This window comes from Vibrio sp. OY15, from assembly GCF_000742455.1.
In the GTDB taxonomy this organism is placed as follows: Bacteria; Pseudomonadota; Gammaproteobacteria; order Enterobacterales; family Vibrionaceae; genus Vibrio; species Vibrio alginolyticus.
The window spans coordinates 618314-638200 of the sequence record NZ_JPIL01000009.1 but is presented as its reverse complement, the minus strand read 5'-3'; the positions used below and the strand labels follow the sequence as shown (position 1 = coordinate 638200).

The following is a 19887-nucleotide window of genomic DNA, read 5'->3' as shown; positions in this document are numbered from 1 at the left end:
TGTCTCAGATCATGCAAGCCCCATATTTGTCTCGTGCCACAGCTAAGAATTCTGTAAATTCCTTGTCATAAACTGAAACAGTTTCTTTCTTTTTTACATAACATTCGGAGATCCCTATGTTAGAGCTCTTAATTGGCTTAGTGGTTACCATTGCGGTGGGTTACTTTATTGTCAAAGGCTATAAAGCTGCAGGCGTGTTACTGACAGCTGGTATTGCTTTACTTCTTATGACTGGCGTTTTGGGGCACGACGTGCTGCCGTCAAAAATCACCTCAACTGGTAACATGGTGACAGATGCGCTTGAATACGTGAAATACATGCTTCAATACCGCGGTGGCGGTCTTGGTATGCAAATCATGCTGCTTTGTGGTTTTGCGTCATACATGACTCATATCGGCGCGAACAACGTGGTAGTGAAACAGTTCTCTAAACCGCTTTCTGTCATCAAGTCTCCTTACGTCCTTTTGGTAGCGGCTTACATTGTGGCGTGTTTAATGTCTCTTGCGGTAAGTTCTGCAACAGGCCTTGGCGTACTATTAATGGCGACATTATTCCCAATGATGGTCGCGATGGGCATTTCTCGTCCAGCAGCCGTTGCAGTGTGTGCCTCTCCAGCGGCAATCATCCTTTCTCCTACTTCTGGTGATGTTGTTATCGCAGCAGAAAAGTCTGGTTTAGAGCTTGATGTGTTTGCGGTACAAACTGTGTTGCCTGTTTCTATTTGCGCAATCATTGTCATGGCAGCGGCAGCGTTCTTCTGGAACAAATACTTAGATAAGAAAGAAAATACACCAATGGAAAAAATTGATGTATCAGAGATCAAAGCTGACGCACCAGCGTTTTATGCAGCTCTTCCTTTTCTACCTATCATCGGCGTTTTCCTATTCAACGGTCGTACCATTCCAGGACTTAGTCTAGACATCTACACTATTGTGGTTGGTTCGATTTTCCTTGGAGCTCTGATCCATTATGTTGTAAATAAGTTCGATGGTAAGAAATCACTAGAAGATTTAGATTCTTGTTACGCAGGCATGGCTGACGCGTTCAAAGGCGTTGTGATGCTTTTGGTTGCCGCAGGGGTTTTTGCACAAGGTCTGATGTCTATCGGAGCTATCGATAACCTACTTCATCTAGCAGATAATGCTGGTGCAGGCGGCGTTGCTTTAATGCTTATTCTAACTGCATTGACAGTTGCAGCAGCAATTGCAACGGGTTCGGGTAACGCGCCTTTTTATGCGTTCGTGGAGTTAGCACCATCTTTGGCTGCGAAAATGGGATTAAACCCTGCTTTCCTAATTATCCCGATGCTTCAAGCATCAAACCTAGGCCGTACTATCTCACCAGTATCTGGCGTAATCGTTGCGACATCAGGTATGGCAAACATCAGCCCGTTTGAGGTTGTAAAACGCACATCCGTTCCAGTTCTAGCAGGCCTTATCACGGTGATTATTGGTACTATGGTGCTTGTTCCAATGAGTGCCTAACGGTATTGCCACGATCAAACTAAAAGCAATATCCGAACAAAATTACGTTTAATTAAAAACGCCAGCAAATGTGCTGGCGTTTTTTTTATTCTAATGTGTTGATTTACGCTGACTTAAATCGGTCAGGAATCTTAGTGATGCTCTCTCTGTAGCTAAACCATAAGTAGGTAACGGCAAGCGAAAAGAATAAATATGAAAGTGCGAATACGATTGGAGACGTGATTAATTCCGCGGACATTCCCCACATCACACCGACTACGGTTATCGTCAACTTAGAAAGCATACCGCAAATGAGTAGGAATAAAGCAAGCTGTGGAAAGCGCGAGCTGCGAAATGCGAAGAAATAACAGCTACCTACCGCTAAAGAAGCAATAGATAAGCCCAACATAAATGAATGGATGTGGTCTGCTGATGCGATACCAGCGGATACCGAAGCCATGAGTAATAGGAACAGTTTCATAAGTCACCTCACAACAAATCTAAAAAGCATCCCTTCATAAATGAAAACTCATTTTTCACTATATTCTGCGCCTAAAATCAGCAATTACAAGTTACTTTTTTGCTCACTTAATGTACATAAAAGCTAATCAGCTTCAATTATTACAAAAGGTTAACAATTAAGAATTAAGAAACCCTTTGCATCTGATACTTACGACAGTCAGATGATAAATTCGCCATTTTTGTTACAGATGGTTAACATGGAAACATTTAGAAATTTTTTATTTGAAATGTGAACTGTGCACTCAACAGCGTAAAACCTCTCTCTCTTGACTCATCATTCGTTATTAGTGAACAAAAAAATGTCACTTTTTTACAACGTTCTTACCACATACAAAACCATGAATTCACATCCACTTTTAATGTTGCAAATTATTTTATCAGTAACCGTAAAAAGAGATTCCAATCACATATTTATTGGTTATAATCCGCGCTCATTGCGTTAAACGTTGAAAAACGCAAACTAATTTTGAGAAAAAACATCTTTAAACCAACCTTCTTTGCGGCATTGCCAATAAGAGGAAAAACTGAGAATAAAAATGAGCAAGATTGATAAAGCTATGCGCATCCTGTTAGCAGGGTTCTGTATCAACCTTTGTCTTGGCATCCTGTATGCTTGGAGTGTATTCAACAAGGCACTGGTAACTGAATCAGGCTGGAGTGCTGCAGAAGCTTCTGCACCTTACGCAACTGCAACCATCACTTTCTCTATCTGTCTTCTTATTGCAGGTATTCTCCAAGACCGCATGGGCCCTCGAATGATCCTTATCCTAGGTACTGTTCTTACAGGTCTGGGCATGATCGCGTCTGGCTTTGTTGACACTCCACTCATGCTGAACATTACCTTCGGTGTGATCACAGGTGCAGGTATCGGTTTTGGTTACGCATGCCTATCACCTTCTGCGATGAAGTGGTTCCACGCTTCGAAGAAAGGTATGGTTAACGGCATTATTGCGGCAGGTTTTGGTCTAGCGGCTATTTACCTTGCGCCAGTAACTTCTGCGCTAATAGACAGCATGGGCATTCAAACTAGCTTTATGGTTCTTGGTGTTGGTATCCTAGCGATTGCGGTTCCTCTTGCAGCAACCATCAACAACCCACCAGCAGACTACACACCTGCGGAGCCTAAAGTAAAAGAAGGCCAAGCACCTAAAGCGGTGAAAAAGTCAGATGACTTAACTTGGAAAGCAATGTTGAAAACGCCACAGTTCTACTCTCTATGGATCATGTACGCGTTTGCAGCTTCTGTTGGTCTAATGATCATCGGTAACATCACGACAATCGCAAGCGTTCAAGCAAACTTGCCAAACGCGGTTTACCTAGCGTCTATTCTTGCTGTATTTAACTCTGGCGGTCGTGTTGCCGCGGGTATGCTTGCAGATAAAATCGGCGGTGTTCGTACGCTTCTACTTGCGTTCGTTCTACAAGGCGTAAACATGGTGCTGTTCGCGACGTTCGACTCTGAGTTTACACTGATCATCGGTACAGCAATCGCAGCGGTAGGTTACGGTACACTTCTAGCGGTATTCCCTACTCTAACGGCTGAGTTCTACGGTCTGAAAAACTACGGCACTAACTACGGCGTACTTTACACAGCATGGGGTATCGGTGGTGCAATCGGCGCAGCGGTTGTTGGTTTCTCGATGACAAATGGCGACGGCTACACCTTGGCTTACACAATTTCTTCGGCAATGATGGCAGTATGTATCGTACTTGCGTTCATCACTAAGCCATTGTCTGAAGCGAAAGTAGCACAGCTAAAAAACGCATAATTGCGAATTGATTTGATAGCAAAAAGGCTTAACCTATGGGTTAAGCCTTTTTTTGTTATCGGTCGTTTATGGAAAGCCCTATCGAACTTGCACCAGACTACTATCTAGAGAACTTCTTTAAGCTGACTCATCACGCAGTAACTTGGTACAGCGATTTACTGACCAAGGAAGAACACGCATGGCTTTGCTCGTTTGATTCTTTGAGCAAACACGCCCAGTGCCTTTTGGTGCGTTTATACAGCCGAAAGGGATGTTGGTTTCGAAGTGATAAGCTGAGTTATCAAGAAATACCTTCTATCAATGAAGCACTGGCAGAATTGAGTCAGCATGAGTTTGTAGCCCTTTCCCCCCCCCTTTCTCATCAAGAGTTAGCGGCTAATTTACTGACCAAACCAGAAATCTCCGCGCTTTATCCCGAACTGCCGAAATCACTCAAGAAAGACGCCCTTGTCGAACATTTGAGTAATACGGAATTTGATCGTATAGAGCGGCTTGAGTTTACGATCGTCAAACTCAATTCTGCTCATATGATCGACGTGTTACTCACTCTGTTTTTTGCCAACACCCATCAAGACTTAAGTCAGTTTGTGCTTGATGACTTAGGTTTGCATCAGTTCGAGCAATATCAATTGAGTAAAGTGCGCCGTTTCTTTGATTCACGTGAGCAAATAGACCGTTTAATTGAACTGAGCCAGTTGGCCAACCTGTACTGGCAATTTGACCGAAAAGACAAAGCCAATCTCGACTTATTAATTGAGGCAATGCCTCAGCCCGTTAAACACCGTTACGTAGATCGTAAACGCGAGCACATGTTGAATGACATAGCACGTGATTACGAACGGCTTAATGATCTAGAGACCGCCCTATCTCTATTTGGGCAAACTCAACTCACACCGAGCCGAGAACGACGCGCACGTATCTATGACAAATTAAACCATGATGATTTATTTGGTGACATTGTCACAGATATGCTTAACTCACCGATCGATGTGTCTGAGCTCGAAGTTGCACAAAAACTTGAGCAACGGTTAAAACGACAACAAGGCGAGAAAGTGCCAAGAGTGACGAAGCCAACCTGTACGGAATACCGCCTTGAACTGGATTTATCTCAACAGAGAGTCGAACTCGCCAGCAAAGCGTATTTTGAGTCTTTAGGCTGGACAGTATTTTACACCGAAAATGCACTGCTTAATGCATTACTTGGTCTCACTTTTTGGGATGCGATTTTCGCTCCCATCGAAGGCGCATTCATCAATGCCTATCAACATCGTCCTCTGGATTTGTACCATTCTGATTTTGTTACCAAGCGCCAAGCTTTGATAGATGCGACGTTTGATGAGTTGGAAACGGGCAATACTCATACGTTGTTAACTAGGTACGATGAGAAGTTTGGTATCAGCAATCCATTTGTGCATTGGAGCTTAATAAGTAAAGAGCTACTCGAAACGGCACTCGATACAATCCCAACTAGCATGTTGGTGGCGCTATTTAAAATACAATTGAGTGACCTAAAGCTTTACCGCAATGGGATGCCTGATCTGATTGCTTTCAAAGGAAACGAGTTCGAATGGATTGAAGTAAAAGGCCCAGGAGATAAACTCCAAGACAACCAATGGCGTTGGATTAAAGAGTTTACTCGCCTTAATGTCCCGTTTGCGGTGTGTTACGTCGCAGCAACTTAACTTACTCTATATAAAGAGCTTGGTGTTTGTTCACTCAAACCGCCCCTCGGTTATCGCCCCTTGCTCTTTTTTCTAAACATTTTTTCGTTTCTTCACGATCGCTTCACGCTTCTTCACACAAAATGCGCTTCTACTCACTAAGTTGATTTGAAGAGGCAAAATAAAATGAACAAAACACTTCTTGCGTTACTTGTTACCTGCTCAGTTTCAGTATCTGCGGCTCCTTATGTAGGTCTGGAATATGGACTAGGCACCACTGACCATGATTTGGAACCTCACTTTTCAACTGACAACGTAACACTCAACCCTGAGCTTGAAGACGGTATTTTCTCAGGCTTTGTCGGTTACGCATTTAATGACAACTGGGCATTGGAACTGGGTTACAGCCAGTTTGACCTTGATGATAGTCGTTCAAAAAACCTAGGTATCAAGTCAATCGATGGCAAAGATTACCATCATGAAATGGATTGGGATTCCTCTATCACAGCCAAACAAGTCTCGCTAGCACCAGTGTTTAGCTATGCATTAAGTGATAAATGGACAACAAAATTCAAAGCGGGTTTAACTTACACGCAATACGACGCCAAGGTTGCTCAACATCAAGAATATGAGCTTGTCGCGAATGACGATGTGGAAATAAGCAACACGCTTTTCCATAGCTCGGAGAAAAGCAACGAGTTAGGCGCAATGTTCTCTGTGGGCGCGGAATACCAAGTGTTGCCAAAGCTCACCATTGGCGCAAACGCTAAATACCAACTAGACAGCTACGCAAACACTGCATCCTTTAACGTAGGCACAACTTATTACTTCTAATATAAGGAGATGATAATGAAAAGAGTATTGTTAACATCCATGCTTGCCCTACTTTCAAGCTCGGTTTTCGCCGCGTTTAATGGTCCAGAAGTCAGTGCAATCAATACGGTGAAAGAGGCGCGCAACGCAACCGACGACAGCGCTGTAGTGCTAACCGGGCATATTGTTCAATCATTTGGTAACGAGACTTACTTGTTCAAAGACAACACTGGTGAGATCGAAGTAGAGATCGACAACGAAGATTGGATGGGTCAAGAAGTGACACCAAAAGATACCGTAATGATTCGAGGAGAGGTTGATTCAGATTGGACAACTACGCAAATAGACGTTGAGACCATTCAAAAACGTTAAGAAGTTGACTAATACCTCAACACAAATAACACAGCCACATTTTAGTGGCTGTGTTACGCAATAATCATGGAAAACGCTCGTTTAGCTAGTCAAGCAAGGGCAATCTTGCGGTACGACTAATCGTATACTCTTAGGCTGAACATCAAATCTAATGGTTCTCGAATGATAGGGTTCTCCATCTAAATTAAGAGGTAATGGATTCGGGAAGTCTATCTCCAACCAGCTTGCTCTTGTGTACTTCACAAACTCTCCTTTCTCACTCGGGTTATTGATCTCGTCGATTACTTTAGGCAGCTCATGAGGTAAAAATGGGCGCACCAATGTTAGATCCATCAGCCCATCATTAATCATCGCTTTTGGAGCTAACTCTTGCCCACCTCCAGCAAGGCGCCCATTACAAAACGCACCGAGCAACATTTCTCCCTGATACGCACCACCTTCAATCGTTATTGTTCCGTCATATGGTTTAAAGCCAAGTGCTTTTACAACACCAGTTAGCGTGTAAGCTCCACCGCCAAGAAAGTTTTTGAGTTCAACAGGCGTTTCTGCTGTAACTTCTGCGCCAAACCCTGCTGTTGCCACGTTAATAAAGCAGCGATCGTTCGCTTTGACGCAATCGACCAAAGCGGACTGCCCCTCAACAGCAAGAGATAAAGACGCCTTAATGGAATTAGGTACTTGAATAGCGGTAGCAAAGTCATTGGCGGTACCAAGGGGAATAATGGCTAACTCAGGGCGTTTTTCTTCGTCAATTTGAATAATCGCAGAAGCCGCCTCATTGACGGTCCCATCGCCACCAGCGACAACAATACGTTCAATGCCTTCATCAACCGCTTCTTTTACTAGCCGCGGCATGTCTTGAGATTCCCACGTCACACGCACCTGTACGTCGATGCCTTTGTCTCTCATTTTCATGATTGCATCTCTTAACTCTGGATTCCCAGCTTTTTTTCCGTTAAGGATGGCACGTATTGTCTTTTTCATTGCACTTCCTATTGGTTGATGACTTTTCCTGCTTGCTTAATCTGTGAACGCAACCACTGATGGGCGCTGTCGTTTGTGCGACTAGGATGCCAGATTGTGCAAAGCTCATACATTTGTTCATCAAATGGCATTGATAAAGATTTAACATGATAGGTGTTATTGAACAAGTTGATCATCGACTCTGGCATTAAACCAATGTATTCACTACCACAAATAATTGGGAGCATTTCTAGTACGCCTGAGGCTCGATACTTAATCTTTCTCTTATCCAAGTCGACAATGTCATCGGCGTTTAACAGGCTCTTACGACTCTGCCACTGCGAAACTACTACGTGTTCTTCTTCAAAAAATTGTTCAGCCGTAATCTCGTCATTCAGGCGGGGATGCGCTTCGCTACATACCACTACCAAACGCTCCGTAAGTACAGTTTCCAGTTTTAGCACCGTTCTTGCTCTTGGTGTGATATCAATGATCAAATCGTATCGTTGTAACCGCAGATCACTTTCAAAATCTTCCGTAAAAAGCGGATGTACTTCTAATGCAACATTTGGCGCCGACACACGGATTTGTTTCATGACTTGAGGTAGCAACTCAAAACTTGCAACGGACACACAGGCAATAGAAAACACTCTATTCGACACTTTAGGGTCAAACTCACTAGAGGCCGATAATGTCGAAGTGAAATTTTGTACTGAAGCTAGAAGAGCAGGATAAATATCCATCGCAAACGAGGTAGGCTCGACACCTTTAACGCAACGATGAAACAATGGATCATCGTAGATATCACGTAGCCTTGCTAGCGCTTTACTCACCGCAGGCTGGGTGATGTTTAAACGCGCCGCCGCCCGAGACAAGTTACGCTCTTCATAGATGGCAGTGAAAATGGGAATAAGATTAAGGTCGGTCGGTTTCATGCTATTAAATTTTTCAAAAGTCACTTTCTCTATTTTAATCTAACAGCATGATCCTTCACGTAGCCAAGTGCAATAAATGGGCGGTATCGCTTGTTTTAATGAGTTTTAACTCAATTTTGACGCACTTCATTCACCACATAAACTGGCACCATAGTGCAACGTAAAGCTTGACTTAGGCTTTGCCTAGGTAAGGGGTAAGAAACTCGCTGACTTCCTCGCCGCATAAACCAGTTTCTACCTCTATACCTGCTTGTTTTAGAATCTCGATACCTCGACCACTGTTGCGTGGGTCGGGGTCCAATATGGCTACGACGACTTTGCTTATGCCGGATTTGACTAATGTCACCGCGCAAGCTGGCGTGCGACCAACAAACGAACACGGTTCCAGCGTAACGTATGCCGTCACCGATTCTAACGAGCCTTGATACGCATTCAGCGCTTCCACTTCCGCGTGATTGCCACCAATCGCTTGAGTATGACCTTCAGAAACGATTTGATTGTCTTTCACTAACACGCAGCCAACCGGCGGGTTGGGTTGACATTCAGGAAGCGCATTTTTGGACACTTCCAATGCGCGGCGCATAAACTCTTGGCTCATTTGAACTCTATTCTCTAATAAAAACGAGGCGCTATATTAGCGCCCCGTTTTATTCATTGCCATCTCTTCCAATGACTTTGTCCAGTTCTGGTAACGCTCGCGGAATACGGAATTTAAAGCGTTTTTGTTTGGTCTGGATTTTGCGCCACATCGACTTCAGTAAATGAGCGCTATTTTCACCATTTTGCATTCGCGACGCACTTTTTTGCCACGATTCACTCGTATCGGCTTTGGTCATTTCTAGCTCGGCCGTATTTAAACGCAATTGTTTGTACAATATGGTCCTTGCTTCAGACCAACGTTTAGCCTTTAACAAACGGTGAAACGTCAGCCATGCTGGTGTCGGTCTGTTGCGGTAGTAACGTTTAATGGCTACCAATGAAATAATCACAAAACCCAGCAACACAAGCGTGGAAACAATCCATTCAAAGTACGTTCTGATGAAGGACTTCAACGTGTGCTTCGCGGCAAAAGTTTTGCCCTCTAACATCACCGTTTCCACTTGCTGAGTCTTACTGTTCCACCAACGGAACTCATAATCCGGCAGGGTTAATTCACCACCTTGTTGAATCACGTACACGCTCTCTTCTGTGCGTGTTGACTGGTAATCACCACGTGTTTGCGTATCTGTCAAACGGTGGGGTTGAGGATATGCTTGATAACGGGTTGTTGATTCTCCTTTCAACAAGTCTGGTAGCAATACAGATAGTGAATCTTGAGCCAAAATGGTGATTTTACGCGTGATTGCATCCCCAACTTTGAGTGACTCAGTGGAGGTTTCCCACTCTTGTTTTACGTCTACGTGCGTTGCAGAAAACCAAGGCGTATCACCGCTCAACAATCCCGATGGCAAGACAGTTTTGAACTTAATCGGCTGCGTATAAAGTGTGCCTGACACCTTCTCGCCATCCGGCGCCGACACCTGAACGCCCACAGCGACAGGTGGAATCACAAAATCACCAGATGCTTGTGGATACAAAGTCACTTCCCAGCGTTGACGCGACCAAGTTTGTCCCTCTTTTTGCTCAGTAAAGTTGGTTGCTAGTTGATTACGTTGTTTGGCGATAACATTGGGTATTTCAATATTGCCAATTCTCGTACCACCCGTAAACCAACGCGGCGTTGCCACTTCGATGGTTAAAATAACTTGCTCATTGACGCTAAAACTTGGTGTTTTACGCTTCTCTCCAGCCGTTGGTTGTTTACCAACCCACGCTTGTAACTCAACACCATGCTTTCGTTGAACGTCACGAATATCTTGAGCCAACACACTACTGCTCAGGAGGAAACCGAAACAGATAACTAACCACAAGGGTAAAGCAAAGTGCGTAAAACGGTGGCTTTTCATCATTGCACCGCCTCCTCTGTATTTTCGTTCGCAGTAGAGGTTGATTCTCCGGTTTCTATTGAACGCAATTGAATCTGAAACTTCGCATTTAAGAAGTATTTAGGATCCGCTTCGACTCGCTTTAACCATTTGTCGGCTAATTCTTGGCTACCTAAGATGTCGTCTGCACTTAACGTCTCTTTAATCATCAACTCCGCTGACGTTTTTTCATCCGCCCCTTCTGCGGTTTGAGGGTTATCGCCTAGCTCGGTTGATGCTTCTTGCTCTGTTCCTGCCTGACTCTCACTCATACGGTTGATGTCCTCTACAATACCACCAATCACTTTCAAGTTATGCTCAACATCCGGTCTTAGCCTCTCGCTCAACGTTGGCTTGTTGGCTAGGGATTTTAACAAGTCACGTGCAGCCAAATATTCACGCTGACGCGCCAATGCACTCGCCGCATTATAAAGACCGTAATCTCGAACCTCTTCAGACGGGTCGTTTTGCATTTCCAAAAACGCACTGTGCGCGAGCTCAAACTCGCTAGCGTAGTAGTACGCCGTGCCTTTGCGTAATGGATCGACAAAGTGTTTTGCAGCTTCTAAATACGCTTGTTGGTTGAACAAACGCTGTCCTTGTTGGTCTGGCGTCAGCCACAAATCCCACCACCATTGCGCCACCTTGTCGAAGGTCGTCACTTTTTGCACAACTTGTGGCTGCTCGGCTTTAACAGAAATGTTCTCCGCCATTGCACTGGTCGGCATCAACAGTGTACCGCTCATCATTACAATCACGCACCACTGCACTAACCACCCTTTTCTAAACCACAGCATCATGATCAACGCGATTGGAAACAGAAGTTGATAACCCATGTCTTTCCAAGGCATTGAAGATTCGCCATTAAGCTGCATATTGCGCTCAACGTATCGGTTCAGTTGCTCGATATCACTATTATCGACAGTCACTTCCACCAATCGACCGTTAGTCTGACTAGCCAGTTTTTGTAGAGAATCCAAATCCATTGGGTTGTTACTCACAATGTCAGCATTCCCTGCCGCAAGAATTAACAGTTGATAAGGTTTGCCCGAGAAATACGCTTGGTATTGCTCAATCGTGGCTGGATTAACGCCATCACTCACCAACAGAACGGTGGAGCCTGGTTGACCTTGCAATTGTTGATCAATTAACGGCAAGGCTTTTTCGGCAAGCTTACCTTGCACGGGCATAATTTCTGGCGTAATGGCCGCCAAAAATGGGTCAAATACTTTGCTGTCTTGAGTTATAGGCATTGCGACATGAGCACTGCCCGCGAACACGACTAAACCCGTTTTTCCGCCTTTTCGCACGGCTAGCAAATCGCGTACTTTCTGTTTGGAACGCTCAAGGCGGCTTGGTGGGAGATCTTTTTGCAGCATCGAGTCGCTGTTATCAAGCACCACAAGCATAGAGGCTTTATCTTCGCCAAAGGGAGAAGGTTCTCGTTGCCACGTTGGGCCTGCACAAATCACAATGGCGATGAACACAATCAGCATCAAGAGCTTAAGCGGCAGTTGCTTACGCCAGCCTCGCTCACCTATCGTCAAAGCATTGCGTAAATGTTCGGGCAGAATATCCTTCCAGCTTGGCTCGCTTTCTTCTCGCCAGCGTAACCACACCAAGAAAAACATGGGGATCAAAGCCAGTAACCACAGTGGTCGAATAAAATGAAACTGCGTAAAGAATTGCGTCCAACTAAGAGAATCAAACATCGCTCTCTCCTAATGATGATCGTGTAACAGCCCTTCTTTTAAGTGTTGCGACGCTGAACGCGAGCAAATGCATGATGACCACTAACGCCATCAAGTAATGGTGAAGGCTTTGTTTTGGGCGGTATGTGGTGCTTTCGTAAAGTTGAGGTTCCAGTTTGCCAATTTCGTCGTAGGCAGCCGATAGTTCATCACGGTTGAGTGCTTCAAACGCTTCACCGCCGGATTCTTTCGCAATGCGATGAATCGTGTCCATATCCAACGCGGTTTCACCTATCGTTTCCGGATCGCCCATCGCAATGACGTGTACTCTCACGCCTTTGGCTTTCGCAACTTTCGCCGCATCAATCGGTTCAACAAAACTGCCCGTGTCGTTACCATCGGTTAATACAATCGCGACTTTTTCACGGTTTTGGTCTTGTTCTAAAGCACTACGCGACTTATCGCTTTGCTCAAAAACTTTAATCGCTAAACCAATCGCATCACCAAGATGGGTACTCTGCCCTGCCATTGCCACATCGGTTTGGTTAAGCAGTTCGAGCCACACTTTTTGGTCTGCGGTAAATGGCGTTTGCACGAAAGCAGCATCACCAAAAAGCACCAAGCCTAATCGGTCACCTTTACGAGACTGAACAAACTCCGACAGCACTTCTTTTGCCGCATCAAGACGAGAAATTTTTTCGCCTGTACGTGAGGTGAAATCTGGCTCGGCCATGGAGCCCGAAAGATCCACCACCACCATCACATCGCGGCCTAAACTCTCGCGAACTTGAGGCTCGCCTAACACGGTGGGTTTTGCCATCGCACACACCACCAAAAGCCATGAAAGAATTAACGTTGCTCGTTGCCACCAACTCGGGGTCAACTGGCTTGCACCTTCTGATGGCGTCTCGCCAATCGCTTCCACCAGCTGACTAAAAAACGGCACTTTGATCGCCATTTGCTTAGTGCGATATGCAGGCACCAAGTAGTACACCACCAACGGCAAGGGCAAAACCAGAAACCACATTGGGTGAGCAAATTCAAAACCAGACAAACCAGTTATCGATGCAAGAAGATCATTCATGTTGACCTCCCTGATGTGCTTTGCGTTTCAATCGTGGTGATTTATTTGCCGCGCTTTTTTGAGCATCACAACGGTGCTCACTCACCCAGTTTTTCGCACGAGCAATAAGCGTTACACGATCTTCGTTGGTTAGCGTAACGCTTGGGTCGACAATACTTTGTAGCCAGCGCTTTGAAAGCTCATCGTTAAAGACCACAAGCGAGTTTGCTTGAGAATCTTCGGTTTGCGGATACAGCGCATCGAGCTTGCGCAGAAAGGCGGTATCAAACAATTTCGCGTTGCGGCTATCAATATGAATCAGCACTACTTTAAGCACAGAGAATAATACTTTTGGCATGTCTTTGTCGCTCGGGTTGATTTGCGAAATCGCCAGTAGAGCTTCTTTTCGGTAACGATTATGCCACCATTGCCGAGCCAAGCGATATGCGAAATATACCAATGCAATGAACGCAACCGCCGCTAAAATTTTCCAGCCAATAGTTTGCGGGTACCAACTCACGCTAGATGGTACGGCCACATCATGCAGCTCTCTGAGTATGTAGGTACTTGGAGGCGTAGGAAGATCACTCATTTAACGCCCTCCTACCAGTTTTTGGAATTGTTTAATGTGCTCACCTGTCGTATCGAGTTCGATGTGCGGAAGGTGTTTCATCGCCATAAGTTGAGAGAGTGATTGACGCTGTAAGCTAGTTCGAGCCTCAAGCTTTGCGCTCGCAGCCTCTACCTTTGCTTTGCTGTCTAAATTGAGTTGATACTGCCCATCACCAACCACCCATTTCGATTTTGCCAAATCGTCTGGTAGCGCTTGTTCTAATGGGTCACTGACCATCACTGCAAGAACATCGTTGTGCTGTTGTAGCTGTTTAAGGTGATCAAGGTGGTGCTCCTCGCAGTCGCTCCAGTCGCTGATAAAAATCAAAGTGGATTGCTTGAGCTTCATGCGTTTAATAAGCTCAATCCATTGACTGAACGTTACTTTTTCGGAATTGCAGGAGTCCACATTGAGCGATTGATTGGCTTTAGCGAGACGTTTAAGTTGCGCCAGAAGATCGTTTTGCGAACGCTGTGCCTTGCTGTGAAACAACGCCTGCGGGGATGCGATGACAAAACCGACTCGGTCTCCATCTTTTAATACTCGCCACCCACACATCGCTGCGATCTCTGCCGCGACAACCGATTTCATTACTTGCGTCGAAGCAAAAAACATTGTGCTTCTCTGGTCGACACACACGATTACGTTGCGATCTTTTTCTTCTGTATAGCTGCGCACGTGCGGCTTACCTGTACGCATCGTAACTTTCCAATCAAGGTTACGAATATCGTCACCCAATTGGTAATGGCGCAGCTCTTCGAAGTTCAATCCACGACCGCGAAACAACGAATTGTGTCGGCCAGAGAGTACGCTACCCGCTTTTAGGTGAGGGAGTAAACTGAATGATTCTGCTTGTGCTTGCAGACGTACTAAACGAGCGTAATCGCAGTACAAACGGGGGTCCATCCCCTGTGATTTTGGCGCAAGAGTTGGCTTAGCCATAATGCCTCCCACTTACCCAATTTCTACACAATCTAGCAGCTCTTGTACGACTCGTTGATGATCGACCCCATCTGCCAGTGCATCGTAGGTCAAAGAAAAACGGTGGCCCAATACAGACGGAACCATGGCACGCACATCGTCAGGAGTAACGTGGTCACGTCCTTGCATCCACGCATACGCACGAGCGCATTTGTCGAGTGCGATAGAAGCACGAGGACTAGAGCCAATCTCAATCCATTTTGCTAAGTTTGAATCGGCATAACGCTCTGGCTTACGAGTCGCCATCACTAACGCAACGATGTAGTTTTCCACTAGGTCTGATACCACGATGTTTGGTAACTGACGACGCGCTTCTAGCACCACGTCTGGCTCGATGTGTTTTGGCGTAACAATTTCGCTGCTGGTTTCCGCACCCAATTCTTCACTGCGCACCAAACGAATGATGTCACGTTCGGCGTCATCTTCTGGATAATCGACGGTAACCTTCATGATAAAGCGGTCCATTTGCGCTTCTGGCAGTGGGTACGTGCCCTCTTGCTCTACTGGGTTTTGCGTTGCAAGCACCATAAATAAGTCTGGCAATACGTGAGTTTTATCGCCTACCGTGATTGTGCCTTCGGCCATGGCTTCAAGCAGTGCCGCTTGTACTTTGGCTGGTGCACGGTTGACCTCATCAGCAAGTACAATGCTGTTAAAAATTGGCCCTGACTGAAAATGGAGTTGCGGCTTACCATCCAGCTCTTGATAAACCTCAGTACCCGTCACGTCAGATGGTAAAAGATCCGGCGTAAACTGGATTCGACCAAAACTGGTGTTTAACAAGTTCGCCAACGATTTTACGGAACGTGTTTTTGCCGTTCCCGGTAAACCTTCTAGCAGAATATGCCCATTTGTTAATAACCCAATGACTAAAGCTCGAACCACGTGGCTTTGTCCAATGACGCTTTTTTCTGTTTGTTCGATGAGTTCTTTTATCGCTTGTTGTGCGTGGTTCATAGGATACCTTTTCAATGGTTTAAGCCGTCTTTTCGATAGTTAAGTATAAGAACAAATGAAATAACTTAAGGTTATATTCACTATGTTATCTTTGCGGTTCTTGAGATTGGAGAAGTTGTGCAAGACCAACCAACATCGGTAACGCATAATCAAAGAACATTTTGATTCCCGAACACAAATAGTTTAGACCACTCTCACCATTCGGCGTTTTGATCAAACGGTTTTTTGGGCACTCACCCCAACAATAAGGCAAGTAAGGGCATTGCTTACAATACGTCGGCAATGAATCGCGTTTTGCCATGCCAAAAGTATATTGTCTTGTAGAGAAGGCCATTTCATTCAGTGAGTGTTCATGAATGTTGGCGAGTTTGTATTCTGGATACACATAGTGGTCGCAACTGAACACGTCGCCATTGTGCTCAATCGCCAACCCTTTGCCACAAAACTCCGCCGTCACGCAAAGCTGAGACGGTTTCCCCATTACTTGCGCCACCGCGGTTTCAAACAGATTAACCAGCACACGGCCAAGATCGTTATTCACCCACTCTTCAAAGGTCGCCATTAAAAAGCGTCCCCAGTCTTCAGGATCGACTGACCAATCCGTTACAATCGACATTGGATGCCCCGGTTTAGCCAGATCACTGCCTTTGGTTGGGATCATCTGTTCGTTCCAAAACTGCGGCGCGGTTGTTTGAAAGTTGTTGGCTTCTACCACCGGCGCAAACTGAATATAAGTCACACCCAATTCTTGGGTTAAAAATCGATATACTTCGAGCGGGTATTTCGCATTGTGACGATTCACCGTGACCAACGCGTTGAATTTCACGCCATGCGCTTTGAGCTTATCTACCGCTTTCATCACGAGATCAAACGTTGGCTTACCGCTGCGGGTTTTGCGATATTTGTCGTGCAGCTCTCGTGGTCCATCAATCGACAAGCCAACTAGGAAGTTGTGCTCTTTTAAAAACGCACACCACTCATCGTTTAGCAAAATGCCGTTGGTCTGAAGGTCGTTTTCAATGCGAACGCCTTTCGGCTGATATTTCTTTTGCAAAGCTACGACATTGCGGAAATAGTCCAACCCAAGCAGCGTCGGCTCCCCGCCCTGCCATGAGAATACAATTTCTTCGCCATCCTGACTTTCGATATAGCTTTTCACGAACGCTTCCAGTGTTGCGTCGTCCATTTTTGGCTGCTTTTCTTGGTGCAGTAGATTTTCTTTATGCAGATAAAAGCAGTACTGACAATCGATGTTGCACTTTGCTCCGCCTGGCTTTGCCATCACATGGAATCGACGGTCATACGCGCCCAGAACAGGCGCTTTAGACGCCGTTTTAAGAGGAACAATAGGCATAGTAGTAGAATGGCGAGGGGAAATCTTACTCATACGTTTCTCACTATTACATATACCCAAATAACCTCGTGAGCGCTGTACAGCAAAAGTGAAGCTATTTGGGTATATAGCGCTCCAAAAAGCGCTATATAATCTTAATTTACTTAGAAGACTTAGGTACGAACGAACCTGCTTCCATACGAGGCGGGAATTCTTTGAATGTACCCATCACCTCTTTCACTGTATCCATTGCTGGCATCATTAAGAATGAACGCTCGTACATCCAACGAGAATAACCCATGCCTTGATCGCCTCGTTCAAATGGATCAATGCTCAAGTCAAAGATCAGTGGCACACGAAGTTTAGTGAACGGCTTACGCCATACATCCATACCCGTTTCATTCTCTTGAATCATAAAGTGGAACTTGTACTTTCCTTGGCGCAATGCCACAAGATCGCCGTCGTCGCTCCAGTAAACGAACTCATTTCGTGCGGATTTGTCTGACTTACCCGTTAAATATGGCAGTTGGTTGTAACCGTCTAGGTGAACTTTGTAGTCCATATCACCAACTTTTTTGCCTTTTAGTAGCTCGTCTTTAACTTTGGTATCACCTGCCGCAGCAACTAGTGTCGGGAAAAAGTCCTCTAATGACATCATGCCGTTGAATGTTTTACCTGCCTCAATTTTTCCAGGCCATTTAATCAACATTGGCACACGGAAACTCCCTTCCCAGCCAGTGTTTTTCTCTGAGCGGAACGGTGTCATCCCTGCATCCGGCCACAAATCCACCATAGGGCCGTTGTCAGTGGTGTAAACAATGATTGTATTGTCATCCACACCTAACTCTTTGATCTTGTTAAGTAGCTGACCGATTTGGTCATCGTGCTGCTTAACACCATCCGCGTAGAAACCGGCACCTGTTTTACCTTGGTATTCTTCAGGAACATGCGTGAAGTTGTGCATGCGAGTGGTGTTAAACCAAGTAAAGAACGGCTTGTCCGCTTTTACTTGTTTTTCTATGAAGCTCTCTGCGGCATCAAGAAACTCACCATCAACATTTTCCATACGCTTACGCGTTAGTGGACCGGTATCTTCGATTTTGCCATCAGCGTAAGAATGGATAACGCCACGAGGGCCAAATTTCTTCTTGAACTCCGGATCTTTAGGGTAATCCACGTTCTCTGGCTCTTCTTCTGCGTTCAAGTGGTATAGGTTGCCGAAGAATTCATCAAAGCCGTGGTTGGTAGGAAGATGCTCGTCTCGGTCACCTAAATGGTTCTTACCAAATTGTCCGGTTGCGTAACCCATTTGTTTAAGCACGGTTGCAATCGTCGGATCTTTTTCCGAGATACCTTCCGGAGCGCCTGGTAAGCCCACTTTTGATAGACCTGTACGTTTTGGCATTTGACCAGTGATGAATGCAGAACGGCCTGCTGTCGAGCTTTGCTGCGCGTAGAAGTTAGTGAACTTCGCACCTTCTTTAGCAATGCTATCGATGTTTGGCGTGTTGTACGCCATCATGCCTTGGTTGTAGGTACTAAGGTTCCAGTAACCAACATCATCACCAAAGATGACAAGAATGTTGGGTTTGTCCGCTGCATGTGCAACTGCAGATGCAGCGCCCAAAGCTAACGTACATGCGTTAAGTACGAGTTTTTTACTGCTCGTTTTGGTCGCATTTTTCATATTATCTCCAAGAGTTCGCTAGTGCGTAAAAATGGTATTCGCCTTTCAATACCATTGTTGATATAAGATAAAGCACTAATTTCAGGCGATAAATGCAGTCAAAATTAGTTAACCTATAAATTAAATTTATGAGTGATGTTATGGACTTGAATTTGATCCAAACTTTTCTTGTTGTTGCGGAGTTTCAATCTTATACAAAAGCCGCGGAACAATTAGGGCTTACACAACCTGCTGTGAGCGCTGCAATAAAGCGTTTAGAGCAAGTCGTCGATAAGCAATTATTCGTTAAAAAAGGGCGAGGTATCGCACTAACCTCCACCGCTTATCAATTACTGCCGCAACTCCAGCAAGCGGTTAATATTATTGACAATGCGATATCTGATAAAAATCATTTTGAAGTGTGTTGTTCGGAAATTTTGTTGCACATTATGGACCCGATAAAGAACACTATTTTTTATGAATCACCACCCGAAAAATTCCTATTATTTGAGCTGTTAAGACAACAAAAAGTCGATCTAGTAATCGATACGGTGATCACGAAAGATGCAGCGTTTATTATTGAAGATGCCTATGAGGAAGAAGCCGTGGTTATCTGTAGTGAGAACCATCCCCGTGTACACGGCACGCTCACAAAAGAGCAATTTTATGAGGAAACTCACTGTTTATTTTCAGGAAAATGGAACAACATGTCGGGGTTCGAGCAACTAGCAAAGGAAACAATTCAAGAAAGAAAAGTCGACTTGATCACATCTTCGCTAGCGGGCATGGCGCTGTATGTCGCCCAAAGAGACAGTTTAGGGATCGTGTCTCAATCTTTTGCAAACAAGTGGAGCAAAGCGCTCAAACTTCAAATTTTGCCCTGCCCCATTTCGATACGCTCTATCCCTTACAAGTTCGTCTACCATAAGCGAGAGGTAAACAACCCAGCCCACATCGCTCTACGTGAAAAAATCAAAGCCAACTTAACGGCAGCCCACTACGAACCAATTTGTTTATAAATCTTGTCAATTGAAGCGTTAGGCGTTTTCGTCATCAAGCTTTCTACAAACCTTAATAGATAGAATTTTACAGATAAAAAAGAGGCTCACTTTAATGAGCCT

At 45.0% G+C, this 19887-nt stretch carries 18 protein-coding genes; 6 read left to right on the top strand and 12 right to left on the bottom strand.

Annotated elements, in window-relative coordinates; all coding sequences use genetic code 11:
• Window positions 1-116: 116 nt before the first annotated feature.
• Entirely contained in the window at window positions 117-1484 is a 1368-nt protein-coding gene (gene dcuC / locus IJ23_RS13185) for an anaerobic C4-dicarboxylate transporter DcuC (protein WP_005376528.1), read from the top strand.
• Between the two features lie 103 nt (window positions 1485-1587).
• Here the strand turns inward: dcuC and IJ23_RS13180 are convergent, their stop codons facing one another.
• A complete protein-coding gene (locus IJ23_RS13180) occupies window positions 1588-1944 on the bottom strand; it encodes a hypothetical protein (protein ID WP_005376535.1) in 357 nt (118 codons plus the stop codon).
• 577 nt (window positions 1945-2521) lie between these two features.
• Between IJ23_RS13180 and IJ23_RS13175 the strand changes: the two genes are divergently transcribed.
• The 4 genes from IJ23_RS13175 (at window position 2522) to IJ23_RS13160 (ending at window position 6600) form a co-directional block, all read left to right on the top strand.
• Window positions 2522-3754, top strand: coding sequence for an L-lactate MFS transporter (locus tag IJ23_RS13175; RefSeq protein ID WP_017635352.1), 1233 nt, complete (start codon window positions 2522-2524; stop codon window positions 3752-3754).
• A 68-nt stretch (window positions 3755-3822) separates the two neighbouring features.
• Window positions 3823-5436: a VRR-NUC domain-containing protein gene (locus IJ23_RS13170; RefSeq protein WP_033906488.1), complete on the top strand. Its 1614-nt coding sequence runs from the start codon at window positions 3823-3825 to the stop codon at window positions 5434-5436.
• Window positions 5437-5601: 165 nt separating this feature from the next.
• The gene (locus IJ23_RS13165) at window positions 5602-6249 is read left to right on the top strand and encodes an AcfA family outer membrane beta-barrel protein (RefSeq protein WP_033906487.1); all 648 of its coding nucleotides are present in this window, start codon (window positions 5602-5604) and stop codon (window positions 6247-6249) included.
• 15 nt (window positions 6250-6264) lie between these two features.
• On the top strand, window positions 6265-6600 hold the full coding sequence (locus IJ23_RS13160) for a YgiW/YdeI family stress tolerance OB fold protein (RefSeq protein ID WP_005376539.1): 336 nt from the start codon (window positions 6265-6267) through the stop codon (window positions 6598-6600).
• An 81-nt stretch (window positions 6601-6681) separates the two neighbouring features.
• On the opposite strand, the gene yegS is transcribed toward IJ23_RS13160, so the two are convergent.
• From yegS to IJ23_RS13105, 11 genes are all read right to left on the bottom strand, one after another.
• Window positions 6682-7584, bottom strand: coding sequence for a lipid kinase YegS (gene yegS, locus IJ23_RS13155; protein WP_033906486.1), 903 nt, complete (start codon window positions 7582-7584; stop codon window positions 6682-6684).
• Window positions 7585-7592: 8 nt separating this feature from the next.
• Window positions 7593-8498: a LysR family transcriptional regulator gene (locus IJ23_RS13150; protein ID WP_005376541.1), complete on the bottom strand. Its 906-nt coding sequence runs from the start codon at window positions 8496-8498 to the stop codon at window positions 7593-7595.
• A 172-nt stretch (window positions 8499-8670) separates the two neighbouring features.
• A complete protein-coding gene (locus IJ23_RS13145) occupies window positions 8671-9096 on the bottom strand; it encodes a bifunctional diaminohydroxyphosphoribosylaminopyrimidine deaminase/5-amino-6-(5-phosphoribosylamino)uracil reductase RibD (protein WP_005376542.1) in 426 nt (141 codons plus the stop codon).
• 49 nt (window positions 9097-9145) lie between these two features.
• Complete coding sequence (locus IJ23_RS13140) at window positions 9146-10447, bottom strand: BatD family protein (protein WP_033906485.1); 1302 nt, start codon at window positions 10445-10447, stop codon at window positions 9146-9148.
• Window positions 10444-12174 (bottom strand): vWA domain-containing protein, encoded by a 1731-nt coding sequence (locus IJ23_RS13135; RefSeq protein ID WP_033906483.1) that lies wholly within the window; start codon window positions 12172-12174, stop codon window positions 10444-10446. Before IJ23_RS13135 ends, IJ23_RS13140 begins: the two co-directional genes overlap by 4 nt.
• Window positions 12167-13237: a vWA domain-containing protein gene (locus IJ23_RS13130; protein WP_033906482.1), complete on the bottom strand. Its 1071-nt coding sequence runs from the start codon at window positions 13235-13237 to the stop codon at window positions 12167-12169. Before IJ23_RS13130 ends, IJ23_RS13135 begins: the two co-directional genes overlap by 8 nt.
• Window positions 13230-13808: a DUF4381 domain-containing protein gene (locus IJ23_RS13125; protein ID WP_033906481.1), complete on the bottom strand. Its 579-nt coding sequence runs from the start codon at window positions 13806-13808 to the stop codon at window positions 13230-13232. Before IJ23_RS13125 ends, IJ23_RS13130 begins: the two co-directional genes overlap by 8 nt.
• Window positions 13809-14771, bottom strand: a complete 963-nt coding sequence (locus tag IJ23_RS13120) for a DUF58 domain-containing protein (RefSeq protein ID WP_017821549.1) — start codon at window positions 14769-14771, stop codon at window positions 13809-13811. It lies immediately after the preceding gene.
• Window positions 14772-14783: 12 nt separating this feature from the next.
• Window positions 14784-15767, bottom strand: a complete 984-nt coding sequence (locus IJ23_RS13115; protein WP_033906480.1) for an AAA family ATPase — start codon at window positions 15765-15767, stop codon at window positions 14784-14786.
• An 85-nt stretch (window positions 15768-15852) separates the two neighbouring features.
• Entirely contained in the window at window positions 15853-17154 is a 1302-nt protein-coding gene (locus IJ23_RS13110; protein ID WP_033906479.1) for an anaerobic sulfatase maturase, read from the bottom strand.
• Between the two features lie 106 nt (window positions 17155-17260).
• Window positions 17261-18787 carry an arylsulfatase gene (locus IJ23_RS13105; protein ID WP_017635363.1) on the bottom strand — a complete coding sequence of 509 codons (1527 nt, stop codon included), beginning with the start codon at window positions 18785-18787 and terminating at the stop codon, window positions 17261-17263.
• A 140-nt stretch (window positions 18788-18927) separates the two neighbouring features.
• On the opposite strand from IJ23_RS13105, the gene IJ23_RS13100 reads away from it, so the two are divergent.
• Window positions 18928-19785 carry a LysR family transcriptional regulator gene (locus tag IJ23_RS13100; RefSeq protein WP_200877253.1) on the top strand — a complete coding sequence of 286 codons (858 nt, stop codon included), beginning with the start codon at window positions 18928-18930 and terminating at the stop codon, window positions 19783-19785.
• Window positions 19786-19887: the final 102 nt, after the last annotated feature.

Bases quoted from the DNA above. Each gene is read 5' to 3' on its own strand.
- IJ23_RS13105 (WP_017635363.1), bottom strand. From the start codon at position 18,787: ATGAAAAATGCGACCAAAACGAGCAGTAAAAAACTCGTACTTAACGCA.
- IJ23_RS13175 (WP_017635352.1), top strand. From the start codon at position 2,522: ATGAGCAAGATTGATAAAGCTATGCGCATCCTGTTAGCAGGGTTCTGT.
- IJ23_RS13150 (WP_005376541.1), bottom strand. From the start codon at position 8,498: ATGAAACCGACCGACCTTAATCTTATTCCCATTTTCACTGCCATCTAT.
- IJ23_RS13160 (WP_005376539.1), top strand. From the start codon at position 6,265: ATGAAAAGAGTATTGTTAACATCCATGCTTGCCCTACTTTCAAGCTCG.
- IJ23_RS13135 (WP_033906483.1), bottom strand. From the start codon at position 12,174: ATGTTTGATTCTCTTAGTTGGACGCAATTCTTTACGCAGTTTCATTTT.
- IJ23_RS13140 (WP_033906485.1), bottom strand. From the start codon at position 10,447: ATGATGAAAAGCCACCGTTTTACGCACTTTGCTTTACCCTTGTGGTTA.
- IJ23_RS13125 (WP_033906481.1), bottom strand. From the start codon at position 13,808: ATGAGTGATCTTCCTACGCCTCCAAGTACCTACATACTCAGAGAGCTG.
- IJ23_RS13115 (WP_033906480.1), bottom strand. From the start codon at position 15,767: ATGAACCACGCACAACAAGCGATAAAAGAACTCATCGAACAAACAGAA.
- IJ23_RS13170 (WP_033906488.1), top strand. From the start codon at position 3,823: ATGGAAAGCCCTATCGAACTTGCACCAGACTACTATCTAGAGAACTTC.
- IJ23_RS13100 (WP_200877253.1), top strand. From the start codon at position 18,928: ATGGACTTGAATTTGATCCAAACTTTTCTTGTTGTTGCGGAGTTTCAA.
- IJ23_RS13110 (WP_033906479.1), bottom strand. From the start codon at position 17,154: ATGAGTAAGATTTCCCCTCGCCATTCTACTACTATGCCTATTGTTCCT.
- yegS (WP_033906486.1), bottom strand. From the start codon at position 7,584: ATGAAAAAGACAATACGTGCCATCCTTAACGGAAAAAAAGCTGGGAAT.
- IJ23_RS13130 (WP_033906482.1), bottom strand. From the start codon at position 13,237: ATGAATGATCTTCTTGCATCGATAACTGGTTTGTCTGGTTTTGAATTT.
- IJ23_RS13165 (WP_033906487.1), top strand. From the start codon at position 5,602: ATGAACAAAACACTTCTTGCGTTACTTGTTACCTGCTCAGTTTCAGTA.
- IJ23_RS13180 (WP_005376535.1), bottom strand. From the start codon at position 1,944: ATGAAACTGTTCCTATTACTCATGGCTTCGGTATCCGCTGGTATCGCA.
- IJ23_RS13145 (WP_005376542.1), bottom strand. From the start codon at position 9,096: ATGAGCCAAGAGTTTATGCGCCGCGCATTGGAAGTGTCCAAAAATGCG.
- IJ23_RS13120 (WP_017821549.1), bottom strand. From the start codon at position 14,771: ATGGCTAAGCCAACTCTTGCGCCAAAATCACAGGGGATGGACCCCCGT.
- dcuC (WP_005376528.1), top strand. From the start codon at position 117: ATGTTAGAGCTCTTAATTGGCTTAGTGGTTACCATTGCGGTGGGTTAC.